Below are 24122 nucleotides of genomic sequence, written 5' to 3' on the forward strand. Positions count from 1 at the left end.
GCACTGCCAGCGTGTCGCCAAACATCAGGTGATCACGGATCTGCCGGATGTTGCAGTTTTCGCGGATCTGCTGGAAGTACCAACTGCCGTCGGCGGTGTCGCCGTATAGGCAGGCGCCCACCAGCACGTCATCCTTGATTACCAGCTTCTTGTAGATGCCGCCGATGGGGTCACGCAGGGTGATGGTCTCGGTGCCTTCGTCACCCTTGAAGTCGCCGGCGGAGAACAGGTCGATGCCGGTGACTTTCAATTTGGTCGAGGTGACCGAGCCCGGGTAACGGGCATAGCCCAACTGCGCGAGGTGATTGGCGCAGACCTTGGCCTGCTCGAACAGCGGCGCCACCAGGCCGTAGGCGATGCCGCGATGACTGGCGCATTCGCCGATCGCGTAAATCCGAGGATCGTAGGTTTGCAGGGTGTCGTTGACCAGGATTCCGCGGTTGCAGGGCAGACCGGCTTTTTCCGCGAGTTCGGTGGCGGGGCGGATGCCGGCAGCCATCACCACCAAATCGGCGGGAATCACCTCGCCATTCTTGAACTGCACCGAGCCGACCCGGCCGTTGCCGGCATCGTGCAGGGCCTGGGTCTGCTCGCTCAGGCGAAAGTGCAGGCCACGCTGCTCCAGTGCGGCTTGCAGCAATTGGCCGCTGGTCTGGTCCAGTTGCCGTTCCAGCAGCCATTCGCCGATGTGCACCACGGTCACGTGCATGCCGCGCAGCATCAGACCGTTGGCCGCTTCGAGACCGAGCAGGCCGCCACCGATGACGACCGCGTGGGTGTGGGTTCTGGCGGTGTCGATCATCGCCTGGGTGTCGGCGATGTCGCGGTAGCCGATCACACCCTGCAGGGTATTGCCGGGGATTGGCAGTATGAACGGGGTCGAACCGGTGGCGATCAGCAGGCGGTCGTATTCGGCTTCGGTGCCGTCCTCGGCAATCACCCGGCGCTTGATGCGGTCGATTTCCACCACTTTTCGGTTGAGCAGCAACTTGATGTTGTGGTCCTGGTACCAGTTCAGGTCGTTGAGCACGATCTCGTCGAAGGTCTGCTCGCCGGCCAGCACCGGCGACAGCAAGACGCGGTTGTAGTTGGCATGGGGCTCGGCACCGAAGACGGTGATGTCATACAGTTCGTTGCTCAGCTTGAGCAGTTCTTCGAGCGTGCGGACCCCGGCCATACCGTTGCCGATCATCACCAGTTTGAGTTTTTTCATCAGGTTCTCCGCAAGCCCTGTACCTGGCTCGATGTTTTTCGCGCAAACAAAAAAAGGCGTCCCGCCAGTTACCTGGCGAGGACACCTTTGTCCTGGGCCCGTTCTATCGGGCGGCCTGGCCTCCAACGTTGGAGACCGGGCGTTATGTATGGTGAGAGGATTAATGCAGCCGTTGTGCCAAGTCAGGGCAAGCGCGCAATCAGCGGCCTGCAGGCGACCTGAGCAGGTGAAGGGGCGTGCAAATGTGCACCGATTGAAGGCAGTGCGCACAGTGATGGCGCAGCGGGTTTCAGCCGTGGAACAGGGCGAACAACAGCAGCAGGTTGCTCAGCAGTGAGATCAGGGCCAGGGTGCGCCAGACCTTCAGCGGTTCGCGTTCGAGCAACGGCCGTGGCCGGGCGCTCAGGCTGCGGCGTTCGCCTTGCTCAAGCACCAGCAGCCATTCTTCGGCGGTTTCATAGCGCTCAGTCGGGTCGGCATTGACCCCGCGCTCCAGGCTCTGGCCCAGCCAGTCCGGGAGATCGGGCCGATAGCGCTGAGCGCTGACCGGCACGCCGAACCGTGGGCGCTGGAAGGCTTCGATCTCACCGTAGGGATAGTGTCCGGTGGCCAGGTAATACAGGGTCACGCCAACGGCATACAGGTCCTGCTGGGCTGTAGGAGCGTCGCCGTTGAAGGCTTCCGGAGCGATGTAGCTGGGGGTGCCGGGCAGTTGGTTGGAGGGATCGGCGGACAGCCCCGGACAATAGGCCAAACCAAAGTCCAGCAGGCGCAACTCGCCGTCAGCCGCCAGCAGCAGATTCTCCGGTTTGATATCGCGGTGCAGGATCTGTCGTCGATGGAGCATACCCACCGCACGCAACAAGCGCTCGGCCAACGCCCGCCATTGTTCGATGGGCAACGGTCCGTGCTCGCTGAACCGTTGCGCCAGGGTCTGGCCGGGGTATTCGCGCATCACGTAGTACAGGTGCTGACGCTGGGTCGCCGGATGAATTTCCGGGAAGCTGCGACCGGCAACCCGTTTGAGAAACCATTCCTCGGACAACAAGGCCTGGGCTGCCGCCGGGTCATTACCCATTGGCAAGGTCTTCAACAGCCAGGGTTGCTGCTGGCTGTCGCGTACTCGATAAAGCAAGGATTGCTGGCTTTGTCCCAACAGGCATTCTACCTGCCAGCCCTCGAACGGCTGACCCGGCTTGAGCGGCGGCGGCAACGGCCATTGTTGTAAGTGAATCAGCGCATCGCCGATGCTCGCTTCTCCGAGGGCATCGATCCGCACCAGCAAGGCGCTGGCATTGTCCTGACTGCCGGCCAGGTGCGCGGCGTTGACCAGGGTCTGCGCGGCGCTGTCGAGGTTGGGTTGGTCGCGCAGGATGGCGGCGATGGCGGTGTCGCCCAGCGTCGCCCAGACACCGTCGCTGAGCAGCACGAAGCATTCGCCGGCGCGCAGTTCGCCATCGAGGAAATCCAGCACCAGGTGTTGATCCAGGCCCAGGGCGCGCTTGAGCACATGTTGCATGCCCGGTTGTTCCCAGACGTGATCCTCACTGATGCGCTGCAACTGCCCGGCGTGCCAGCGGTAGACCCGGCAATCGCCGACATGGGCCAGGGTGAAGCGTTGCCCGCGCAACACCAGCGCGCTGACCGTGGTCAACAGCGGCAAGCCGCCGCCGTTGGCCTGCAACCAGCGGTTCTGCGCCAGCAGCAGGCGGTCCAGGGACTGCGCGACACCCCAGGTCTGCGGCGTCGCGTAGTAGTCCAGCGCGAGCGCCTGCAGGGTGGTGCGCGCCGCGAGTCCGCCGTCGGCGCATTGGCTGACGCCGTCGGCGATGGCAAACAGAAAGCCCTTGCTGGCGGCGATGTCAGCGGTCGGCGTCACCAGGCGCAGGGCGTCCTGGTTTTCCTCCCGTGGACCGATGGCGCTGGCCTCGGCAAAACTCAGTTGCAGGCTCATCGATTGATCAGACCCGCGCCGCGGTCACGGCCGCCGAGCCCCAAGTGGTTCTCCAGCGACGCTTGACGCCATGCAGGCCAAACCAGGCGAGCACGCCGAGGCTGGCGAACAGCCACAGGGCCAACTGATAGCTGCCGGTACTCTGTTTGATCGCGCCCATGCCTGCGGCGAGAGCAAAGCCGCCAATGCCGCCGGCCATGCCGATCAGCCCGGTCATCACCCCGATCTCGCGACGAAAACGTTGCGGGACCAGTTGGAACACCGCGCCATTGCCGGCACCGAGACCGAGCATGGTGCAGACGAACAGTGCCAGTGCCGCGTAGGAATTAGGCAGGTTGAAGCCCACGGCCGCGATGCAGATGACGGCTACGCTGTACATCAGCAGCAGGGTGCGGATGCCGCCGAAGCGATCCGCCAGCGCGCCGCCGAGGGGGCGCATCAGGCTGCCGCCGAACACGCAGGCCGCGGTGTAGTAGCCGGCAGTCACCGGGCTCAGGCCGTACTGGTCGTTGAAGTAGCCGGGCAGGGCGCTGGCCAGGCCGATAAAACCGCCGAAGGTCACGCTGTAGAAGAACATGAACCACCAGCTGTCACGATCGCCCAGGGCCTTGAAGTAGTCGGCCATCGATTTGGCTTTCGGCCGCTCTGGGGCGTTTTTTGCCAGCCAGGCAAAGATCACCAGAGTCAGGATCAGCGGAATCAGGGCGAAGCCGAAGACATTGCCCCAGCCAAACGCCGCCGCCAGCAGCGGAGCGATCAAGGCCGCCAGGACCGTGCCGGAGTTTCCGGCTCCGGCAATGCCCATGGCCTTGCCCTGGTGCTGCGGCGGGTACCACTGCGAGGCCAGGGGCAGGGCAACGGCGAACGAGGCGCCGGCCATGCCCAGGAACACCCCGAGCAGCAAGGCTTGTTCGTAGCTGTGGATGCCCAGCTTCCAGGCGCCGAACAGTGCACAGATGACGATCACCTGGCCGATCAGCCCGGCGGTTTTCGGCGACAGGCGGTCGGCCAGCAAGCCCATCACGAAGCGCAGCACGGCACCGGCGAGGATCGGCGTGGCGACCATCAGGCCGCGCTGTTGAGTGGTCAACTGCAGGTCGGCGGCGATTTGCACCGCCAGCGGGCCGAGCAGGTACCAGACCATGAAGCTCAGGTCGAAATACAGGAAGGCCGCGAACAGGGTCGGGGTATGGCCGGATTTCCAGAAGCTTGAATTCATCGCGCACCTCAGCGGTTAAAAAGGGAGTCGTGAGCTTTGCGGTGGGGCGCCACAACGGCCGCACCACCGGCCCCGGGCTCTGGGGCCAAAACGAAAAAAACGCCGCAACCCGCTGCGCTTGCGCGTAAGGGGTGTGCGACGTCGTTGTCGTAGGTGGGGCAACCGCCGTTGGTTACCTGTAAGGATTACTTAGCCAGATCTGTGCCAACAGCCCGGGCGTCAGCGGCTAACCGCCAAGCAGCTCGCTCATGGCGATGATTTGTTCGGCGACCTGAATCAGTTTCTGCTGACGGCTCATGGCCTGGCGACGCATCAGGGTGTACGCCTGCTCTTCATTGCAGTCCTTCATTTTCATCAGCAGGCCTTTGGCCAGTTCAATGCGCTTGCGCTCCGCCAGTTGCAGGTCGCGGGCATGCAACTGGGCACGCAGTGCCTGGTCGCTCTCGAAACGGGCCATGGCGACATCGAGGATCGGTTGCAGGCGCGCCGCGTGAATGCCCTCGACAATGTAGGCACTGACCCCGGATTTGATCGCCTGGCGCATCACGCCGGGGTCGTGCTCGTCGGTAAACATCACGATGGGATGGGGTTGGTCGCGGCTGACCAGCACCACTTGTTCCAGCACATCGCGGCTGGGTGACTCGGTATCGATCAGAATCACGTCCGGGCGCACTGTTTCGACGCGCGCCGGCAGGTCGATGGTCAGGCCGGACTCATCGATCACGTCAAAGCCGGCCTCGATCAGCGCGGTCTTCAGGCGTCCGACTTTTTTTGCCGTGTCGTTGATCAGCAGAATACGCAACATGCTCTGGGTCTCCTGTCAGCGACTGGCGTGCCGGGGGGCGGTGTCGGCCATGGCGTGCAGCCGGAAACCGCGGGCATAGGCCGCCGGGTCGGAGCCGTCCCAGACGATACCGTCAATCAGTTGGCTGCTGCGCATGTCTTGTCTGTGGCAGGGCACGCCCAGAGCGTTTGCGGCATCGTGGTACAGGTCCAGTTGCTGGACCTGACGGGCCACCTGCAGATAATCCGGGTCTTCCCGCAGCAGGCCCCAGCGACGGAATTGGGTCATGAACCACATGCCATCGCTCAGGTAAGGCTGATTCACCTCGCCGTCATTGTGAAAGCGCAGGGCATGGGGATCCTGCCAGCGGTGGCCCAGGCCATCGTCGTATTCACCGAGCAGACGCGGCTCGATGCATGCCAGCGGTGTGTCGAGGTACTCGCTGGCGCTCAGTAATTGGGCAGTGCTGCGGCGATTCTCCGGGCTTTGCTCGATGAACCGGCTGGCTTCGAGGATCGCCATCACCAGCGCCCTGGCGGTGTTGGGGTATTGCTCGACAAAGGCGCGGGTGCAGCCGAGGACTTTCTCGGGATGATCCGGCCAGATCGCCTGACTGGTGGCCATCGTGAAGCCGAGGTTCTGCTTGACCGCGCTGGCGCTCCACGGCTCACCGACGCAGAAGCCATCGATGCGGCCGGCCTGCAGGTGCGCGACCATTTGCGACGGCGGCACCACCACACTGTCGACATCCTGCAAGGGGTGAATACCCTGACTCGCCAGCCAGTAGTACAGCCACATGGCATGAGTACCGGTAGGAAAGGTTTGGGCGAAGGTCAGTTTTGAGCGACTTTGGTGCACGTGCCGATGCAGTGCTTCAGGACTGCTCACGCCCAGTGCTTGCAGGCCGTGGGAAAGATTGATGCTCTGGCCGTTCTGATTCAGGCCCATGAGCACCGCCATGTCGGTGGCAGGCGGGCCGCCGATACCCAGGTGGACCGCATAGATCAGGCCGTAAAGGCTGTGGGCGGCGTCGAGCTCGCCGCTGACCAGCTTGTCCCGCAGGTTGGCCCATGACGACTGGCGCTTGAGGTTCAGCGTCAGGCCATAGGGCTGGGCGAACCCCTGGGTGGCGGCGACCACCACCGAGGCGCAGTCACTCAAGGCCATGAAGCCCAGGTTGATCGTGGTTTTTTCCGGAGCATCACTGCCATTGACCCAGGCCAGTGGGTCGACTGTCGATTCGTTCATTGCTGGAGCACCTTGCAAAAAACTGGGGGAACGGCGCGGGCGCAATTTTTTCGCGGGCAAGCCCATTCCACAGGGACTGCGTTGCTGATAGCGCAGCGAGTGCAAGGCATATGCCATCGCCTACGGATTTGCTCGTGTGCCTCGCGTGCGGGCCCGTGCCCGGCTATAATCGCCGGCTCATTTCGCCGCCCATCGAGTCAAAATCGCCCATGTATACCCTGGCCCGCCAACTGCTGTTCAAACTCTCCCCGGAAACCTCCCACGATCTGTCTCTGGACCTGATCGGTGCGGGCGGGCGCCTGGGCCTGAACGGTTTGCTGTGCAAGGCACCGGCGTCGCTGCCGGTGACGGTCATGGGCCTGAACTTCCCGAACCCGGTGGGTCTGGCGGCTGGCCTGGACAAGAACGGCGCGGCCATCGATGGCTTCGCCCAGCTGGGCTTTGGTTTCGTCGAGATTGGTACCATCACCCCACGACCGCAGCCGGGCAATCCAAAACCACGGATTTTCCGCCTGCCGCAAGCCGAGGCGATCATCAATCGCATGGGCTTCAACAACCTCGGCGTCGATCACTTGCTGGCCCGGGTTGCCGCAGCCAAGTACAAGGGCGTACTGGGGATCAATATTGGCAAGAACTTCGATACGCCGGTCGAGCGCGCGGTCGACGATTATCTGATCTGCCTGGACAAGGTCTACGCCTACGCCAGCTATGTCACGGTCAACGTCAGCTCGCCAAACACTCCGGGCCTGCGCAGCCTGCAATTCGGTGATTCGCTCAAGCAGTTGCTCGCCGATCTGGCCGAGCGTCGTGCGGAGTTGGCCTTGCGTCACGGCAAGCATGTCCCTCTGGCGATCAAGATCGCGCCGGACATGAGCGACGAAGAAACCGCACAGGTTGCGCAAGCGCTGATCGAAACCGGTATGGATGCGGTCATCGCCACCAACACCACCCTGAGCCGCGTCGGTGTCGAAGGCATGGAACACGGTGACGAGATGGGCGGCCTGTCGGGTGCACCGGTTCGCGAAAAGAGCACCCACACCGTGACGGTACTGGCTTCGGAGCTGGGCGGTCGCCTGCCGATCATCGCTGCCGGTGGCATTACCGAGGGCAAGCACGCGGCTGAGAAAATCGCTGCGGGCGCCAGCCTGGTGCAGATCTATTCTGGCTTCATTTATAAGGGCCCGGCGTTGATCCGCGAATCGGTAGACGCTATTGCCGCGATGCGCTGAGGCTGTTTCGCAGGCATAAAAAAGGGCTCCTCGAAGGAGCCCCTGGGCCGAAGCCCGCCGTCCGGAGAGGACGTGCGTGGTTAAGACGTTAACTGCTCAAATTGTCGTGTCGGATGTGTGCCCTGATTAGCCGACGGCGTGAAGTTCGTTGAGTCTATGGATTCCCGCAGTGCCGGTCATACCGTCCCAGTTGTCGCCGCGTCCTTCTCGCCAGCCGTTAATCCAGGCTTGGCGTACCGACGGTAGAGTAAATGGGCAAAGCTCACGGGATTTGCCACCAACGCCATATTGATATCCGCGCAAAAATGCTCTTTCCAACGGATCACGCTTAAGTCTTCTCATAGGGTGTTGCCCTCACTTGTTGACTGTATGTATCGCGTCGACCCCTATCGAGGTCAGGCAGAAAACTCTGCCAATGGCGGCTCGCTGCCGGCGTGGCGAGCCAAGGTGTTGACGTCGTTGCGGCGTCAACCTGAGTTGAGTTCTAACCAATGCGTCACATGGATGGAATGATCGTTTTGTCATAAGGACGTAACGATAAAGATGTTATGGCCATAAGTAATTTGCCGCGTTTTGCCGGGGTATCGGCCAAACCCCGGTATGATCAGCCTCTTGCAGAATGATGAGGTTAATCCCTTAGTGAGAATGTCCACCTGTTGCACTCAGGTACTATTCGACGAAGGGTCGAGTTATGACATTTTGTTGCGCATAATTTTTTATCTGCCCGGGCATCTAAGCTCACTCCAGCCGGTTGGCTGGATGAGTGGCCGGGGTGGGACGGCACACTTTCGTGCCACGCGAGCGTTCTTTTAGAAAAGCGCTTGATTGAAAACCGAGCGGTCAATGCGTTGCCCGTTCACTTATTGCCTAAGGCACTGGAACCCCATGTCGGATCGTTACGAACTCTTCCTCACTTGCCCCAAAGGTCTTGAAGGCCTGCTTATCGAGGAAGCCGTCGGGCTTGGCCTTGAGGAAGCGCGCGAGCACACCTCGGCCGTGCGTGGCATGGCCACCATGGAAACCGCCTATCGCCTGTGCCTGTGGTCGCGCCTGGCGAACCGGGTACTGTTTGTCCTCAAGCGCTTCCCGATGAAGGACGCCGAAGACCTGTACCACGGCGTGCTCGACGTCGACTGGCAAGATCACATGCTGGCGGACGGCACCCTGGCGGTGGAGTTCAGCGGTCATGGTTCGGGCATCGACAACACCCACTTTGGCGCCCTGAAGGTCAAGGACGCCATTGTCGACAAATTGCGCACGCCAACCGGCGAACGCCCTTCGATCGACAAGCTCAACCCGGACCTGCGCATTCACCTGCGCCTGGACCGTGGCGAAGCGATCCTGTCCCTCGACCTCTCCGGTCATAGCCTGCACCAGCGCGGTTATCGTCTGCAGCAAGGTGCCGCGCCGCTGAAGGAAAACCTTGCGGCAGCCATCCTGATCCGTTCCGGCTGGCCACGTATTGCCGCCGAAGGTGGCGCACTGGCTGACCCGATGTGTGGTGTGGGGACTTTCCTCGTCGAAGCTGCGATGATCGCCGCCGATATGGCACCGAACCTGCGTCGCGAGCAGTGGGGCTTCACCGCCTGGCTCGGCCACGTGCCGGCGCTGTGGAAAAAACTCCATGAAGAGGCGACCGAACGTGCCGCGGCTGGCCTGGCCAAGCCGCCGCTGTGGATTCGCGGTTACGAAGCCGACCCGCGCCTGATTCAACCGGGCCGCAACAACGTCGAGCGTGCGGGCCTAAGCGAGTGGATCAAGATCTATCAGGGCGAAGTCGCCACCTTCGAGCCGCGCCCGGACCAAAACCAGAAAGGCCTGGTGATCTGCAACCCGCCGTACGGCGAGCGCCTGGGCGACGAGGCGAGCCTGCTCTACCTCTACCAGAATCTCGGCGAGCGCCTACGCCAGGCCTGCCTGAACTGGGAGGCGGCAGTGTTCACCGGCGCCCCGGACCTGGGCAAGCGCATGGGCATTCGCAGCCACAAACAGTATTCGTTCTGGAACGGCGCGCTGCCGTGCAAGCTGCTGCTGATCAAGGTTCTGCCGGACCAGTTCGTCACTGGCGAGCGCCGCACCCCCGAGCAACGCCAGGCCGAGCGCGAACAGGCGGCCTATGAGCAGTTGCCGGTCGAGCCAGAGGAACGCAAGTACAACAAGAATGGCAACCCGATCAAGCCCGTGCCCGCGCCGGCGCCAGTGATTGAGCAGCCACGCCTGAGCGAAGGCGGGCAAATGTTTGCCAACCGCCTGCAGAAGAACCTCAAGGCCATGGCCAAGTGGGTCAAGCGTGAAGGCATCGACTGCTACCGCGTCTACGATGCCGACATGCCCGAGTACTCGATGGCCATCGACCTGTATCACGATTGGGTGCATGTGCAGGAATACGCTGCGCCAAAATCCATCGACCCGGAAAAGGCCTCGGCGCGGATGTTCGATGCCCTGGCGGCCATTCCCCAGGCATTGAACGTCGACAAGAGCCGCGTGGTGGTCAAACGTCGCGAGCGCCAGAGCGGCACCAAGCAGTACGAGCGTCAGGCAGCCCAGGGCAAGTTCGTCGAGGTCAACGAAGGTGGCGTCAAGTTGCTGGTCAACCTGACCGACTACCTCGACACCGGCCTGTTCCTCGATCACCGGCCAATGCGCATGCGTATCCAGAAAGAGGCCGCCGGCAAGCGCTTCCTCAATCTGTTCTGCTACACCGCGACCGCCAGCGTGCACGCTGCCAAGGGCGGCGCACGCAGTACCACCAGCGTCGACCTGTCGAAGACCTACCTCGATTGGGCGCGCCGCAATCTCTCGCTCAATGGCTTCTCCGACAAGAACCGCCTGGAGCAGGGCGATGTCATGGCCTGGCTGGAGGCCAATCGTGACGAGTTCGAACTGATCTTCATCGATCCGCCGACCTTCTCCAACTCCAAGCGTATGGAAGGCATTTTCGACGTGCAGCGGGACCATGTGCAGTTGCTCGACCTGGCCATGGCGCGCCTGGCGCCGGGCGGCGTGTTGTATTTCTCCAACAACTTCCGCAAGTTCCAGCTCGAAGAGAACCTCTCGGCACGCTACGCCGTCGAGGAAATCACCGCACACACCATCGACCCGGACTTTGCCCGTAACGGCAAGATCCACCGCGCCTGGAAAATCATGGCGCGTTAACGTCTGAATGGAGCCATGGAGCCTTGATCTGTCAGGGTTCCATGGTTTTTTGTGCTGGCTAATCTAGTGGCTAATAGCTATAACTTCAGACATGGTCAAGGTGACGCCAAAGCTCACTGGCGTTTGAGTTTTGCTTATGCCGTTGCATGTCGCACGCCCCAAAATTCTCGGCCTCATCAATGAAGATGCGTCGGCCTGGCTCATAGCCCTGCTGGCCCTTATGGTCGGCGGTCTGCTGACGGGCCTGCTGGCGTGGGCCACCCTCAGCGCGCAACACCAGCAGGTGGTGCAGCGTTTCCAATTACTGGCCAGTGAGCGCAAAAGCCGAATCGCCGAGCGTTTCCAGGATCAGGAGCAGCGTCTCGCCAGCCTGCGCCGTTTTTTCGTCAATACCCAAAGGGTTTCCCGCGAGGAATTCGACGGTTACACCCAGCCTTTATTGCAGCGGTCCCAGGCCTATGGCTGGGCGCCGTTGATCAGTCATGACCAGCGTGCAGCGTTTGAACAGGAAGTACGCGAGGAAGGCATCAAGGACTTTTCCATTATTGATCTGGATGCGATGGGGCGTGCGCAGGTGGCGGACCAGCGCGCAGAATATGCGCCGTTGCTGTACAAGCAGACGTTGGCGGTACCGGCTGCGCCCCTGGGCACCGATCTACTCGCTCAGCCTGCCCGTCGAGCGGTCCTGCAAAGGGCGCGTGAGCAGGGGGCGATGGTGGTCTCGCAGCCGATGCAGATCAATGGTGTCGAGCCGCCCTTCAGCCGGGGCGTGCTGCTGGTTGAGCCGGTGATGCGTAAGGGACTGCCCGATAGAGAGGTCGGCATACCGGCCGGGTACGTGATGGCGTTGATCAACATGCGCCAACTGGTGGCCGATGGTTTTCCCTCTTCGGAGCAGGACGACCTGGTGGTGGATATCATTGGCCGCGCAGCGAACGGCCAGCGCGAAGCGTTCTACGAATCCACCAACGCAGCGGCCCGCAATCCCCTGCATTACGCCTCAATGCTGCGTTTCGGTGATCAGGTCTACGATCTGGACATCCAGGCCAGCGCCGCATTCGAGCGGGCCAATCAGCCACCTTTCGTCAGCCTGGTAGTGATGGGTGGGCTCTTGAGCCTGTTGCTCAGTGCCTTGCTGTACAGCCTGGTCAGCCAACGCCAGCGTGCGCTGGCCCTGGTGGAGCGGCGTACCCGCGAGTTGCACCTGCGCGAGCAGGAATTGCGTAGGGCTCACGCACAGCTGCGCGGCTTGCTCGATGCGGCGACCCAGGTCGCCATCATCGCCACCGACCTGCGGGGCGTGATCACCACATTCAACGCCGGTGCCGAACAGATGCTGGGCTATCACAGCAGCGAGGTGCTGGGGCGCGTCACGCTAGAAAGCCTGCACCTGCCGAAAGAGCTGGAGGTGCGGGCTGCCGAGCTTGGCCAGCGTTACGGCAAGTCGGTCCCGGCGTGCCAGGCGATGCTGGTGGCGGACGCCAAGGAACCCGGGCATGTGCCGCGCGAATGGACGCTGGTGCGTGCCGATGGCAGTCACCTGGCGGTGAACATGCTTGCCACCGCGGTGCTCGATGACCAAGGGTTGTGGGTCGGTCACTTGGCGATCTGCATCGACATCACCGAGCGCAAACGGGTGCACGAAACACTCGCGGCCCGCGACTTATTGTTGAAAAAGCTCAGTGCCCATGTGCCGGGCGGTATCTACCAATTCATGATGGCAGCGGACGGTCACTTCAGCGTGATCTATGCCAGTGACGGTATCCGCGATATTTATGAGCTGGAGCCGGAGGTGTTGCTCAAGCACGCCGAGACGATTTTCGAGCGCATCCATCCGCTGGATGTCAGTCGAGTGCGCGGTTCCATTTATCAGTCTTCGCAAAAACTCACGCCTTGGCGTGAAGAATACCGGGTGCTGCTGCCGAGCCGGGGGTTGCGCTGGGTGCGTGGCGAGGCCACCCCGGAGGAGCTGCCGGGCGGTGGCGTACTGTGGCACGGCTATATCTCGGACATTTCCGATATGAAGCGGGTCGAGGATGAGCTGCGCGCCTTGTCGGTGACCGACGCGCTGACCGGCGTTCACAATCGGCGCTATTTCCAGGAGCGCCTGACCCTGGAGATGGCTCGGGTGTCGCGAGGCAGCGGCGACCTGGCGGTGATCATGCTGGATATCGATCACTTTAAGGCCATCAATGATTGCCATGGCCATGCTGCTGGTGATCGGGTGCTGCAAGTGGTCTGTGAGCGCATCGGCCATCGCTTGCGTCGCACCGATGTGTTCTGTCGCCTGGGCGGCGAGGAGTTCATGGTGTTGTGCCCGGACACGGACGGACACCAGGCATACAGTCTGGCGCTGGAACTCTGGTTGAGTTTGCGCACGCTGCCTTTCGATGGGGTGGGCACGGTCACCGCGAGCTTCGGGATTGCCAGTTGGCGTGCCCCGGAGGGCGCCGACGACATGCTGCTGCGTGCCGATTCAGGGGTGTACGCGGCGAAGCAGGCGGGGCGCGATCGGGTCGAAGAAGAACTGCCGTAGGGGACGAGCAGAAGATCGCCGGTGACGATCTTCTGCTGAGGCGGTGCTCAAAGGTTGGAGGCGGTGGCGGCCAGTTTCGGCTGGCGGTACAGGTCCAGCAGCACTTGATCGAGCACCGACGAAGCGCCAAACGGTGCTTTGTCGTTGAGGATCGCGACCACGGCCCAAGTGTTGCCGTTGTTGTCGCGGCTGAACCCGGCGATCGCGCGAACGGTATTCAGGGTGCCGGTCTTGACATGGGCCTCGCCGCGCATCGCGGTGGTCTTCAGGCGCTTGCGCATGGTGCCGTCCATGCCGGCAATCGGCATCGAGCTGACGAACTCGGCCGAGTACGGGCTGTGCCAGGCCGCTTGCAGCATGTTGGCCATTTCCCGGGCGCTGACACGCTCGGCGCGGGACAGGCCGGAGCCGTTTTCCATTACCAGGTGGGGCGCAGTGATGCCTTTCTTCGCCAGCCACTGGCGCACCACGCGCTGAGCCGCCATGGCGTCGTCGCTGTCGGCGCTGGTGCGGTACTTCGCGCCCAGGCTCAGGAACAACTGCTGAGCCATGGTGTTGTTACTGTACTTGTTGATGTCGCGGATGATTTCCGCCAGGTCAGGGGAGAAGGCCCGGGCCAGGAGCTTGGCGTCTTTCGGTACGGCGCCCTGCAGATCACGGCCCTGGATGCTGCCGCCCAGTTCCTGCCAGATCGCCCTTACGGCGCCGGCGGTGTAGGTGGCGTGGTCGAGCAGCGACAGGTAGGTCTGCGAGCTGCAGCCATCGCCCAATTGGCCGGCCACGGTCACGGTCACGCTGCCGTCGGCCTGGGTCACCGGGTTGTAGCGCACGCCACCGGTGCATTGTTTGGAGTTGATGGCCTTGACCGTGTTCTCGATGCGGATACTGGCGATCGGCGGCTCGACCGAGACCAGCACGCGTCCGGAATCGTTGCGGGCGACGAAGCGCAGGGCCTTGAGGTTGACCATCGCGGCATCGGGTTTGACCAGGAATGGCTTGTTGTCGTCGTTGCCATCGTCATTGAACTGCGGCAACTGTGGCTGGTTGAAGAAGCTGCGGTCGAGCACCAGGTCGCCGGTCACTTGTTGCACGCCATTGGCCCGCAGGTCGCGCATCAGCAGCCAGAGTTTTTCCATGTTCAGCTTGGGATCGCCGCCGCCCTTGAGGTACAGGTTGCCGCGCAGGATGCCGCCGCTGAGGGTGCCGTCGGTGTAGAACTCGGTTTTCCACTGATGATTGGGGCCGAGCATTTCCAGGGCGGCGTAGGTGGTCACCAGTTTCATCGTCGACGCCGGGTTCACCGACACGTCGGCATTGAACACAGTCGGGGTGCCCGGGCCGTTCAGGGGAATCATCACCAGCGACAAGGCGCTGTCTGGCAACTTGCTGGCCTTGAGGGCCTTTTCGACATTAGGGGTCAGGGCGGTGTTGACGGGAGCGGCAGAAACGGGGAAAGCCAGAGGAACAAGCAGGCTGGCCAGCAACAATGGACGCAAAGATTTGATCATTGGAAATAAGACCCTGCAGTCGAGGGGAAAAGAGATGAGGGCATGAAAATGAATTCCCTCGGTGGTCACGAAATTGTCGGCATTATGCCCAAGGTATAGCGCTTTGTGCCGCATACCGGTGAGCTATTGCGGGATTTTTTTTACCGGCGGTAGACCTGCGTTGCCAGAGAGTCGGGCAATCGGTGGCCGAAAATGCTAAAGTGCCGCCCGATATTACTTATGAGGATTGTTCCAATGGCGACTAACCGTTCCCAGCGTCTGCGCAAAAAACTGTGCGTTGATGAATTTCAAGAGCTGGGTTTCGAACTGAACCTGGATTTCAAGGAAGATTTGGCTGATGAAGCCATTGACGCTTTCCTTGATGCATTCCTCAAAGAAGCCATGGAAGCCAACGGTCTGGGTTATGTTGGCGGCGACGACTACGGTCTGGTTTGCTTGCAGAAGCGTGGCTCGGTCACCGAAGCACAGCGCGCTGCAGTCGAAGCCTGGCTCAAAGGCCGCACCGAGCTGACCGGCGTTGAAGTCAGCCCGCTGCTGGACGTCTGGTACCCGGAAAAGCCGATCAATCCGGTAGCTTGATGTTAAAAAAAGCGGCGACCTCAGGGTCGCCGTTTTTTTTCGCCTAGGCTTTGCGCCAGTTCAACACCATCAGCGTCACCACCCCCGCGACAATCCCCCAGAAGGCCGAGCCGATGGAGAACAGCGTCAGCCCCGACGCCGTGACCATGAAGGTGATCAACGCCGCTTCCCGTTCCTTGACCTCGCTCATGGCGATGCTCAGGCCATTGATGATCGAGCCGAACAGCGCCAACGCGGCGATCGACAGCACCAGTTCCTTGGGCAGGGCGGCGAACAGGGCGGCCAGCGTGGCGCCGAAGACCCCGGCGATGCCGTAGAAAATCCCGCACCAGACGGCAGCCGTGTAGCGCTTGTTGCGGTCTTCGTGGGCATGCGGCCCGGTGCAGATGGCCGCGCTGATGGCCGCCAGATTGATCCCGTGGGAACCGAACGGCGCCAGCAGCAGCGAGGCGATGCCGGTCGCGGTGATCAGCGGCGAGGCGGGTACGTTGTAGCCGTCGGCGCGCAGCACGGCGATGCCAGGCATGTTCTGCGAGGTCATGGCCACCACGAACAGCGGGATACCGATGCTGATGGTTGCTGCCAGGGAGAAGTGTGGAGTGGTCCACACCGGGGTTGCCACTTCCAGGTGGAAACCGCTGAAATCCAGCAGCCCCATTAACCCGGACAGCGCGGTGCCGATCAGCAGTGCAGCGAGCACGGCGTAGCGCGGCGACAGGCGCTTGACCACCAGGTAGGTGAAGAACATTCCCAGCACCAGTGCGGTGCGGTGCTGGGCGGCGACGAAGATTTCGCTGCCGATCTTGAACAGAATCCCGGCCAGCAGGGCGGCGGCCAGTGAGGCGGGGATTTTTTTCACCAGGCGTTCAAAGCTGCCGGTCATGCCGCACAGGGTCACCAGCACCGCGCAGGTAATGTAGGCACCAATCGCCTCGCCATAGCTGACACCCGACAGACTGGTAATCAGCAGGGCGGCGCCGGGTGTCGACCAGGCAATGGTGATCGGGGTGCGGTAGCGCAGGGATAAACCGATGGAGCACACCGCCATGCCGATCGAGATCGCCCAGATCCACGAGGAAATTTGTCCGCTGGTCAGGCCGGCGGCTTGCCCGGCCTGGAACATCAGCACCAGCGAACTGGTGTAGCCGGTCATCATCGCGATAAAGCCGGCGACGATAGCGGACGGCGAGGTGTCGGCCAACGGGCGGAGTTGAGTGTGGCTGGCGTCGTTCATGACGGCTGTGGTTCCTTATACAGATGAAGATGTCCGCAGACTCTGGGGACAAGCCTAAACTCAAACGTAACTGATCGTTGCAATACAGCCGGGGGCGTAGTTGGCCGTACAGTCGTCTTGCCACCAGCAGTTGTGTACAATGTGCCCTGTTTTTTACGCGATACTTGCCAGCGACCTGCTGTGCCGTATTACAGTCACGGTAATTCGCCGCAATTTTCCCGACCCCGAGCGCCCATGAACGAACAGTTGCAGCCCCTCAAGAAACAACCGCGAGCTGGCAAGGCCGGCCGCAGCGGAACCCAGGACGATATTGTCTACGCGCACATTTTCGAGGCCATTCTCGAACAGCGCCTGGCGCCCGGTACAAAATTGAGTGAAGAGGCGCTGGGCGAGATTTTCGGGGTCAGCCGCACCATTATCCGTCGCGCCCTGTCGCGTTTGGCCCATGAAAGCGTGGTCCTGCTGCGGCCCAATCGCGGTGCGGTGGTTGCCAGCCCGAGCGTGGATGAAGCACGTCAGGTGTTCATGGCGCGTCGTTTGGTGGAGCGGGCGATCACCGAGTTGGCGGTCGAGCATGCCACCGCCGAGGAACTCAGCCAGTTGCGGCAGATGGTCAACGACGAACGCGACAGCTTTTCCCGCGGCGATCGTGGCGCCGGTATTCGCCTGTCCGGCGAATTCCACCTGAAACTGGCCGAAGCGGCAAAAAATGCCCCGCTGATCAGCTTCCAGCGCAGCCTGGTGTCGCAGACTTCGCTGATCATCGCCCAGTACGAAAGCGGCAACCGCTCGCACTGTTCCTACGATGAGCACACCCAGTTGATCGACGCCATCGAGGCCCGCGACGCCACCCTGGCGGTGAACCTGATGATGCATCACATGGATCACATCGACAGCAAGCTCAACCTCGACGAGGAAAGTGCCTCGGATGATCTGCATGCGGTGTTCTCGCATCTGTTGCAGACCAAGAAGCCAGGGCGTTCGCCGGCCAAACTCTGATCCGAAATTGTGTCGCGCCCATCGCGGACAAGAAAAATCCCTCAGGCTGCAAAGCGCTGGGGGATTTTTTATGCCTGTGGAAACCTAGCGCTGATGCACCAGATTACCCGCCGCATAGGTCTGCAGCACTGTGCGGTCATCGCCCAAAGTCATCAGCACGAACAACGTTTCGGCAATGTTGTTGGCCTGTTTCAAGCGGTAGCTGAGCAGCGGTGTCGAGTTGTAGTCGAGTACCAGGAAGTCGGCGTCGGTGCCCGGTTGCAGGGTGCCGATCTTGTCCTCGAGACGCAGGGCGCGGGCGCCGCCGAGGGTGGCCAGGTACAGCGATTTGAACGGGCTCAGGCGCGCGCCTTGCAATTGCATGACCTTGTAGGCTTCGTTCAGCGTATGCAGCAGCGAGAAGCTGGTGCCGGCGCCAACGTCGGTGCCCAGGCCGACGTTGAGGTTGTGCTTCTCGGCCATCGGCAGGTTGAACAGGCCGCTGCCGAGGAAGAAGTTCGAGGTCGGGCAGAAGGCCACGGCTGAGCCGGTCTGCGCCAGGCGCGCGCATTCGTCGTCGCACAGGTGCACACCGTGGGCAAACACCGAGCGCTCACCCAGCAGTTGGTAGTGATCGTAGACGTCGAGGTAGCCCTTGCGCTCCGGGAACAGTTCCTTGACCCACTGGATTTCCTGCAGGTTCTCGCTGATGTGGGTCTGCATGTACAGGTCGGGGTATTCGCCCAGCAACTGGCCGGCGAGGGTCAGTTGTTCCGGCGTGCTGGTCGGCGCGAAGCGCGGGGTCACGGCGTAATGCAGGCGGCCCTTGCCGTGCCAGCGCTCGATCAGCGCCTTGCTCTCGAGGTAGCTGGATTCGGCGGTGTCGGTCAGGTAGTCCGGCGCGTTGCGGTCCATCATCACCTTGCCGGCGATCATCCGCAGGTCGAGCTTTTGCGCCTCCTCGAAGAACGAATCCACCGACTGCGGGTGCACGCTGCCGAACACCAGCGCGGTGGTGGTGCCGTTGCGCAGCAGTTCCTTGATAAAGATCCCGGCGACTTCCTCGGCGTGGGCCTTGTCGGCGAACTGGCTTTCGCAGGGGAAGGTGTAGGTGTTGAGCCAGTCCAGCAATTGCTCGCCATAGGCGCCAACCATGCCGGTTTGCGGCAGGTGGATGTGGGTGTCGATGAAGCCCGGGGTGATCAATGCATCTTTGTGGTGAACCACTTCAACGTCCGCCGCCAGGCTGGGGAGCAGTTCGCTGGCGTGGCCGATGGCACTGATCCGGCCATTTTCCGTGACCAGCAGGCCGTCCTCGAAATACTCGTAGGAGGCGTCGATACCGACTACGGCAGGGTCGGCGATGCTGTGCAGGATGGCGGCGCGGTAGGCTTTGCGAGTCTGAGGCATGGGATTCTCAATTCGAGGCTTTCAGGTTTGCAGTTTGGCTGCGGCGTGAAGCGGGCAGCAGTTTGGCAATCGGTTCGGCGCTGGAGCTTTGCTGGCCGAAGTTGGCGTTGTAGGTGGCGATGATTTCGCCGGCGATGGAGATGGCGATTTCCACTGGCAGCTTGCCCTTGACCTCGCCAATCCCCATCGGGCAGCGCATGCGTTGCACGACGCTGGTTTCAAAGCCGCGATCACGCAGGCGGTGTTCGAACTTCACGCGCTTGGTCTTCGAGCCGATCAGGCCGAAGTAGGCGAAGTCATTGCGCTTGAGGATCGCGGCGGTGAGTTCGAGGTCGAGTTGATGATTGTGGGTCATGACGATGCAATAGCTGCCGGCGGGTAGGTCGTCGATTTCATCCACCGGCTCTTCGCTGACGATCTTGCGCACGCCATGGGGGATCTGTTCGGGGAATTCATCTTCCCGCGAGTCGATCCAGCGCACCCGGCACGGCAGGCTGGCCAGCAGCGGCACCAGTGCGCGGCCGACGTGGCCGGCGCCGAACACGGCGATCTGCGCCTGTACCTGGCCCATGGGCTCGAACAGCAATACCGTGGCGCCGCCGCAGCACTGGCCGAGGCTGGCGCCGAGGCTGAAGCGTTCCAGGTGAGTTTCCTGTTTGCCGCTGGCGAGCATTTCCCGGGCGATGTGCATGGCCTTGTATTCCAGGTGCCCGCCACCGATGGTGTCGTAGGCCTGATTGGCGCTGATGACCATCTTCGAGCCGGCATTGCGTGGCGTCGAGCCAAGTTCTTCGATGATCGTCACCAACACACAGGGCTCACCCTGGTTCTGCAGGTCGGCGAGGGCGTCGATCCAGTTGTACATGTTTCACCTCAACATCTCTGTTGTCTTTCCCGGCCTCTTCGCGAGCAGGCTCGCTCCCACATTGGATGTGTATTGATTCATAAATCACCACATAACCCTGTGGGAGCGAGCCTACTCGCGAAGGCAGCGCCTCGATCCTAGAGCGGAGCCAACTCGGTTTCAGCCTCGACAGCCTTCGCCACCTTCAACTGACGCATCTGCTCACAGCCCCACAACACCCGCTCCGGGGTCGCCGGGGCGTCGATTTTCGGTTGGTGTTTGTAGTCACCCAGGCTGGCCACGGCGTCTTTGATCGCGCACCAGGCGGCGATGCCGAGCATGAACGGCGGCTCGCCCACGGCCTTGGAGTGGAACACCGTGTCTTCCGGGTTCTTGCGGTTTTCCACCAGCTTCACGCGCAAATCCAGGGGCATATCGGCCACTGCCGGGATCTTGTAGCTGGCCGGGCCGTTGGTCATCAGCTTGCCCTTGTTGTTCCACACCAGCTCTTCCATGGTCAGCCAGCCCATTCCCTGGATGAAACCGCCTTCCACCTGGCCGATGTCGATGGCCGGGTTCAGCGAGGCGCCGACGTCATGCAGGATGTCGGTCCGCAGCATCTTGTACTCGCCGGTCAGGGTGTCGATCAGCACTTCGCAGCAAGCGGCGCCAAAGGCGAAGTAGTAGAACGGACGCCCCCGCGCCTGGCTGCGGTCGTAGTAGATTTTCGGGGTCTTGTAGAAGCCGGTGCTCGACAGCGACACCTGGTTGAAATACGCCTGCTGAATCAGCGCCTCGAACGTCAGGATGTGATCGCGAACGCGCACGTGACCATTGTGGAACTCGACGTCTTCTTCGCTGACCTTGTACTGGCGCGCAGCAAATTCCACCAGGCGTTGCTTGATGGTTTCGGCGGCGTTCTGCGCGGCCTTGCCGTTGAGGTCAGCACCGCTGGATGCGGCGGTCGGTGAGGTGTTCGGCACCTTATCGGTGTTGGTCGCGGTGATCTGCACGCGGTCCATTTCCACCTGGAACACCTCGGCCACCACCTGCGCGACCTTGGTGTTCAAGCCCTGGCCCATCTCGGTGCCACCGTGGTTGAGGTGGATGCTGCCGTCGGTGTAGATGTGGATCAGAGCGCCGGCCTGGTTGAGGAAGCTGGCGGTGAAGGAGATACCGAATTTCACCGGGGTCAGCGCCAGACCTTTTTTCAGGATTGGGCTGTTGGCGTTGTAGCGACGGATCGCTTCGCGGCGCTCGGCGTACTGGCTGCTTTCTTCCAGTTCGGCGGTCATTTCCTCGAGCATGTTGTGCTCGACGGTCTGGTAGTAGTGAGTGACGTTACGCTCGGTCTTGCCGTAGTAGTTGGCCTTGCGCACCGTCAGTGGGTCGAGTCCCAGGTGGCGGGCAATCGCGTCCATCACTTCCTCGATCGCCACCATCCCCTGCGGGCCACCGAAACCCCGGTAGGCGGTGTTGGAGGCGGTGTTGGTCTTGCAGCGGTGACCGTTGATGGTCGCATCGCCCAGGTAGTAGGAGTTGTCCGAGTGGAACATCGCCCGGTCGACGATCGACGCCGACAGGTCAGGCGAGCAGCCACAGTTGCCGGCCAGGTCGAGGGCGATGCCGTGCAGGCGCCCGGTGCTGTCAAAGCCGACGTCGTACTCGACGTAGAACGGGTGACGCTTGCCGGTCATCAGCATGTCTTCGACTCGTGGCAGGCGCATCTTGGTCGGCTGGCCGGTGAGGTGCGCGATCACCGCACACAGGCACGCCGGGCTGGCGGCCTGGGTTTCCTTGCCGCCGAAACCACCGCCCATGCGGCGCATGTCGACGACGATCTTGTTCATCGAAACGTCGAGTACTTCGGCCACCAGTTTCTGCACTTCGGTGGGGTTCTGGGTCGAGCAGTAGACGATCATGCCGCCATCTTCGGTCGGCATTACTGAAGAGATCTGGGTTTCCAGATAGAAGTGTTCCTGGCCGCCGATGTGCAGCGTGCCCTGGATCCGATGTTCAGCGGATGCAAGTGCGCCAGCCGAATCGCCACGCTGGTGGGTGTGGCTGTCGAGCACGAAATGACGCTTGCGCAGCGCGTCGACCACATCCAGCACCGGCTCCAGGTCTTCGTATTCGATGACTGCGGCCATGGCCGCCTTGCGTGCGGTTTCCAGGTCTTTGGCGGCGACGGCGATCACTGGCTGGCCGACGAACTGCACGGTGTCGATGGCCAGCAGCGGATCGCCGGGCAGCAGCGGGCCGATGTCTTTCAGGCCTGGCACGTCTTCGTGGGTGATGGCGATGCGCACACCCTCAAAGGCATAGCAGGGCGCGGTGTCGATGCTGATGATCCGGGCATGGGCGCGGTCCGACAGGCGTGCATAGACATGCAGCTGATTGGGGAATTCCAGGCGGTCGTCGATGTACTGGGCTTCGCCGGACACGTGTTTGGCGGCGCTGTCGTGCTTGACGCTGCGGCCGACACCGGTGGTCAGGTCCTTGGCGAACAATTCAGCCAATTCGGCTTGGGTCTTCTCGATGGCGTGATGATTAGACATAAGCGGTCACCCGAGTCTCGATGTGCGGTGTTTGCAGTTCGATGAAGTATTTGCGCAGCAGGTTCTGTGCGCTGAGCAGGCGGTATTCCTTGCTCGCGCGGAAGTCCGAGAGCGGCGTGAAATCATCGGCCAGGGCGGTACAGGCGCGTTCCACAGTGGCGTGGTTGAACGGCGAGCCGAGCAACACCGCTTCGCAGGCAGCCGCCCGTTTCGGGATCGCCGCCATGCCGCCGAATGCCACGCGGGCTTCGGCAATCACGCCGTTTTCCAGGCGGATGTTGAACGCTGCGCACACGGCGGAAATGTCATCGTCCAGACGCTTGGAGACCTTGTAGGCACGGAACAGTTTTTCCGCGCTGGCCCGTGGCACGATGATCTTCTCGATGAATTCGCTTTCCTGGCGCGCCGTGACCCGGTAATCGATGAAGTAGTCTTCCAGTGCCAGCGTACGGCGGGTTTCGCCCTTGCACAGGACGATTTGCGCGCCGAGGGCGATCAGCAGCGGTGGCGAATCACCAATAGGCGAAGCATTGCCAATGTTGCCGCCGAGGGTGCCCTGGTTGCGGATCTGGAGCGAGGCGAAGCGTTGCAGCAGTTCACCGAAGTCCGGGTACTCGGCCTTGAGTGCTTCATAACAGTCGGAGAGGGCAGTGGCCGCACCGATTTCCAGGCGGTCGTCGAAGCGTTCGATGCGCTTCATTTCGGCGACGTTGCCGACATAGATCATCACTGGCAGCGTGCGATGGAATTGCGTGACTTCCAGCGCCAGGTCGGTACCGCCGGCCAGCAGACGGGCTTGCGGGTAAGCGTCGTAAAGGTCGGCGAGATCGGCGACGGTCAGCGGCACCAGGCAGCGCTTGTCGCCGCTGTTCAGCTCACCGGTGGTACTCGGGGCGATGGCCTTCAGCCGGGCGATGGTCTCGGCCTCGCGGGCATCGAACTGATCGGGCTGTTTGCCACAGCAGGCCTGCTGCGCAGCTTCGAGAATCGGCCGGTAGCCGGTGCAGCGGCAGAGATTGCCGGCCAGGGCTTCGTGGGCTTTGTGGCGATCCGGCTGATCGCTGTTTTTCTGCAGGGCGAACAGCGACATGACGAAGCCCGGGGTGCAGAAACCACACTGCGAGCCGTGGCACTCGACCATCGCCTGCTGCACGCTGTGTAATTGACCTTGGTGCTTGAGGTCTTCGACGCTGATCAGCTGTTTGCCGTGAAGCGACGAGACAAAGGTCAGGCATGAGTTGAGGCTGCGATAGCGAATGTGTTCGCGACCCTGGTCGTCGGCCTGCAACTCGCCGACCACCACCGTGCACGCACCGCAGTCACCGCTGGCACAGCCTTCTTTGGTGCCGGGCTTGCCCAAATGGTCGCGCAGATAATTCAGCACGGTCAGGTTCGGGTCCAGGGCGTGCTCGCTACGGAGTTCCTGGTTAAGTAAAAACTGGATCACGGAAGGCCTCGCAGACGTATTTATTGTTGTTAACCGTTGTGCCTGAATCTATCAGGTCTGACTTTACGGTCAATGATTTTCTGACTTAAAGGTCAGGAAATTGCAATTTGTCGATAAACTGTCGTTGCTTTCATTATTGACCCTTTGGACATGACTCGCTTTTTGCTTGAATCGTGCCAATTTACCCGGCCCGGGTCCTGCGTTATCTGTGTCCAAGTGCGCTAC

The 24122-nt window shown here is 61.8% G+C and carries 16 protein-coding genes and 1 pseudogene; 5 read left to right on the top strand and 12 right to left on the bottom strand.

Annotated features, from left to right (window positions below; genetic code table 11):
* Positions 1 to 13: 13 nt before the first annotated feature.
* The 5 genes and pseudogenes from NR126_RS16325 to NR126_RS16345 all read right to left on the bottom strand — a co-directional run.
* Positions 14 to 1213 (bottom strand): annotated as a pseudogene (locus NR126_RS16325) (NAD(P)/FAD-dependent oxidoreductase); the annotation flags it as partial.
* A gap of 289 nt (positions 1214 to 1502) precedes the next feature.
* The gene (locus NR126_RS16330) at positions 1503 to 3167 is read right to left on the bottom strand and encodes a bifunctional protein-serine/threonine kinase/phosphatase (RefSeq protein WP_256830634.1); all 1665 of its coding nucleotides are present in this window, start codon (positions 3165 to 3167) and stop codon (positions 1503 to 1505) included.
* 7 nt (positions 3168 to 3174) lie between these two features.
* Positions 3175 to 4386: a NarK/NasA family nitrate transporter gene (locus tag NR126_RS16335; RefSeq protein WP_027618034.1), complete on the bottom strand. Its 1212-nt coding sequence runs from the start codon at positions 4384 to 4386 to the stop codon at positions 3175 to 3177.
* A gap of 226 nt (positions 4387 to 4612) precedes the next feature.
* Entirely contained in the window at positions 4613 to 5191 is a 579-nt protein-coding gene (locus NR126_RS16340; RefSeq protein ID WP_027618033.1) for an ANTAR domain-containing response regulator, read from the bottom strand.
* Positions 5192 to 5206: 15 nt separating this feature from the next.
* The gene (locus tag NR126_RS16345) at positions 5207 to 6418 is read right to left on the bottom strand and encodes a CmpA/NrtA family ABC transporter substrate-binding protein (RefSeq protein WP_256830635.1); all 1212 of its coding nucleotides are present in this window, start codon (positions 6416 to 6418) and stop codon (positions 5207 to 5209) included.
* A 209-nt stretch (positions 6419 to 6627) separates the two neighbouring features.
* Here NR126_RS16345 and NR126_RS16350 point away from each other — a divergent pair, with 209 nt between their 5' ends.
* Complete coding sequence (locus NR126_RS16350; protein ID WP_027618031.1) at positions 6628 to 7647, top strand: quinone-dependent dihydroorotate dehydrogenase; 1020 nt, start codon at positions 6628 to 6630, stop codon at positions 7645 to 7647.
* A gap of 126 nt (positions 7648 to 7773) precedes the next feature.
* On the opposite strand, the gene rmf is transcribed toward NR126_RS16350, so the two are convergent.
* Positions 7774 to 7989, bottom strand: coding sequence for a ribosome modulation factor (gene rmf, locus NR126_RS16355; RefSeq protein WP_003223300.1), 216 nt, complete (start codon positions 7987 to 7989; stop codon positions 7774 to 7776).
* Between the two features lie 543 nt (positions 7990 to 8532).
* Between rmf and rlmKL the strand changes: the two genes are divergently transcribed.
* Positions 8533 to 10803 (top strand): bifunctional 23S rRNA (guanine(2069)-N(7))-methyltransferase RlmK/23S rRNA (guanine(2445)-N(2))-methyltransferase RlmL, encoded by a 2271-nt coding sequence (gene rlmKL, locus NR126_RS16360; protein WP_027618030.1) that lies wholly within the window; start codon positions 8533 to 8535, stop codon positions 10801 to 10803.
* Positions 10804 to 10939: 136 nt separating this feature from the next.
* Positions 10940 to 13339, top strand: a complete 2400-nt coding sequence (locus NR126_RS16365) for a GGDEF domain-containing protein (protein WP_256830636.1) — start codon at positions 10940 to 10942, stop codon at positions 13337 to 13339.
* Positions 13340 to 13386: 47 nt separating this feature from the next.
* Here the strand turns inward: NR126_RS16365 and dacB are convergent, their stop codons facing one another.
* Positions 13387 to 14847 (bottom strand): D-alanyl-D-alanine carboxypeptidase/D-alanyl-D-alanine-endopeptidase, encoded by a 1461-nt coding sequence (gene dacB / locus NR126_RS16370; RefSeq protein ID WP_027618028.1) that lies wholly within the window; start codon positions 14845 to 14847, stop codon positions 13387 to 13389.
* A gap of 234 nt (positions 14848 to 15081) precedes the next feature.
* Here dacB and NR126_RS16375 point away from each other — a divergent pair, with 234 nt between their 5' ends.
* The gene (locus NR126_RS16375) at positions 15082 to 15426 is read left to right on the top strand and encodes a YggL family protein (RefSeq protein ID WP_027618027.1); all 345 of its coding nucleotides are present in this window, start codon (positions 15082 to 15084) and stop codon (positions 15424 to 15426) included.
* A gap of 43 nt (positions 15427 to 15469) precedes the next feature.
* Here the strand turns inward: NR126_RS16375 and NR126_RS16380 are convergent, their stop codons facing one another.
* Positions 15470 to 16660, bottom strand: coding sequence for a benzoate/H(+) symporter BenE family transporter (locus NR126_RS16380; RefSeq protein WP_027618026.1), 1191 nt, complete (start codon positions 16658 to 16660; stop codon positions 15470 to 15472).
* Between the two features lie 234 nt (positions 16661 to 16894).
* On the opposite strand from NR126_RS16380, the gene NR126_RS16385 reads away from it, so the two are divergent.
* On the top strand, positions 16895 to 17659 hold the full coding sequence (locus NR126_RS16385; protein WP_027618025.1) for a GntR family transcriptional regulator: 765 nt from the start codon (positions 16895 to 16897) through the stop codon (positions 17657 to 17659).
* An 84-nt stretch (positions 17660 to 17743) separates the two neighbouring features.
* Here NR126_RS16385 and guaD read toward each other — a convergent pair whose 3' ends face one another.
* From guaD to xdhA, 4 genes are all read right to left on the bottom strand, one after another.
* Entirely contained in the window at positions 17744 to 19048 is a 1305-nt protein-coding gene (gene guaD, locus NR126_RS16390; RefSeq protein ID WP_027618024.1) for a guanine deaminase, read from the bottom strand.
* Between the two features lie 7 nt (positions 19049 to 19055).
* Positions 19056 to 19913, bottom strand: coding sequence for a xanthine dehydrogenase accessory protein XdhC (gene xdhC, locus NR126_RS16395; protein WP_027618023.1), 858 nt, complete (start codon positions 19911 to 19913; stop codon positions 19056 to 19058).
* Between the two features lie 137 nt (positions 19914 to 20050).
* Complete coding sequence (gene xdhB / locus NR126_RS16400) at positions 20051 to 22450, bottom strand: xanthine dehydrogenase molybdopterin binding subunit (protein WP_256830638.1); 2400 nt, start codon at positions 22448 to 22450, stop codon at positions 20051 to 20053.
* Positions 22443 to 23897 (bottom strand): xanthine dehydrogenase small subunit, encoded by a 1455-nt coding sequence (xdhA, locus tag NR126_RS16405; protein WP_256830640.1) that lies wholly within the window; start codon positions 23895 to 23897, stop codon positions 22443 to 22445. Before xdhA ends, xdhB begins: the two co-directional genes overlap by 8 nt.
* Positions 23898 to 24122 lie beyond the last annotated feature (225 nt).

This window comes from Pseudomonas sp. Pse1 (genome assembly GCF_024519635.1).
In the GTDB taxonomy this organism is placed as follows: Bacteria; Pseudomonadota; Gammaproteobacteria; order Pseudomonadales; family Pseudomonadaceae; genus Aquipseudomonas.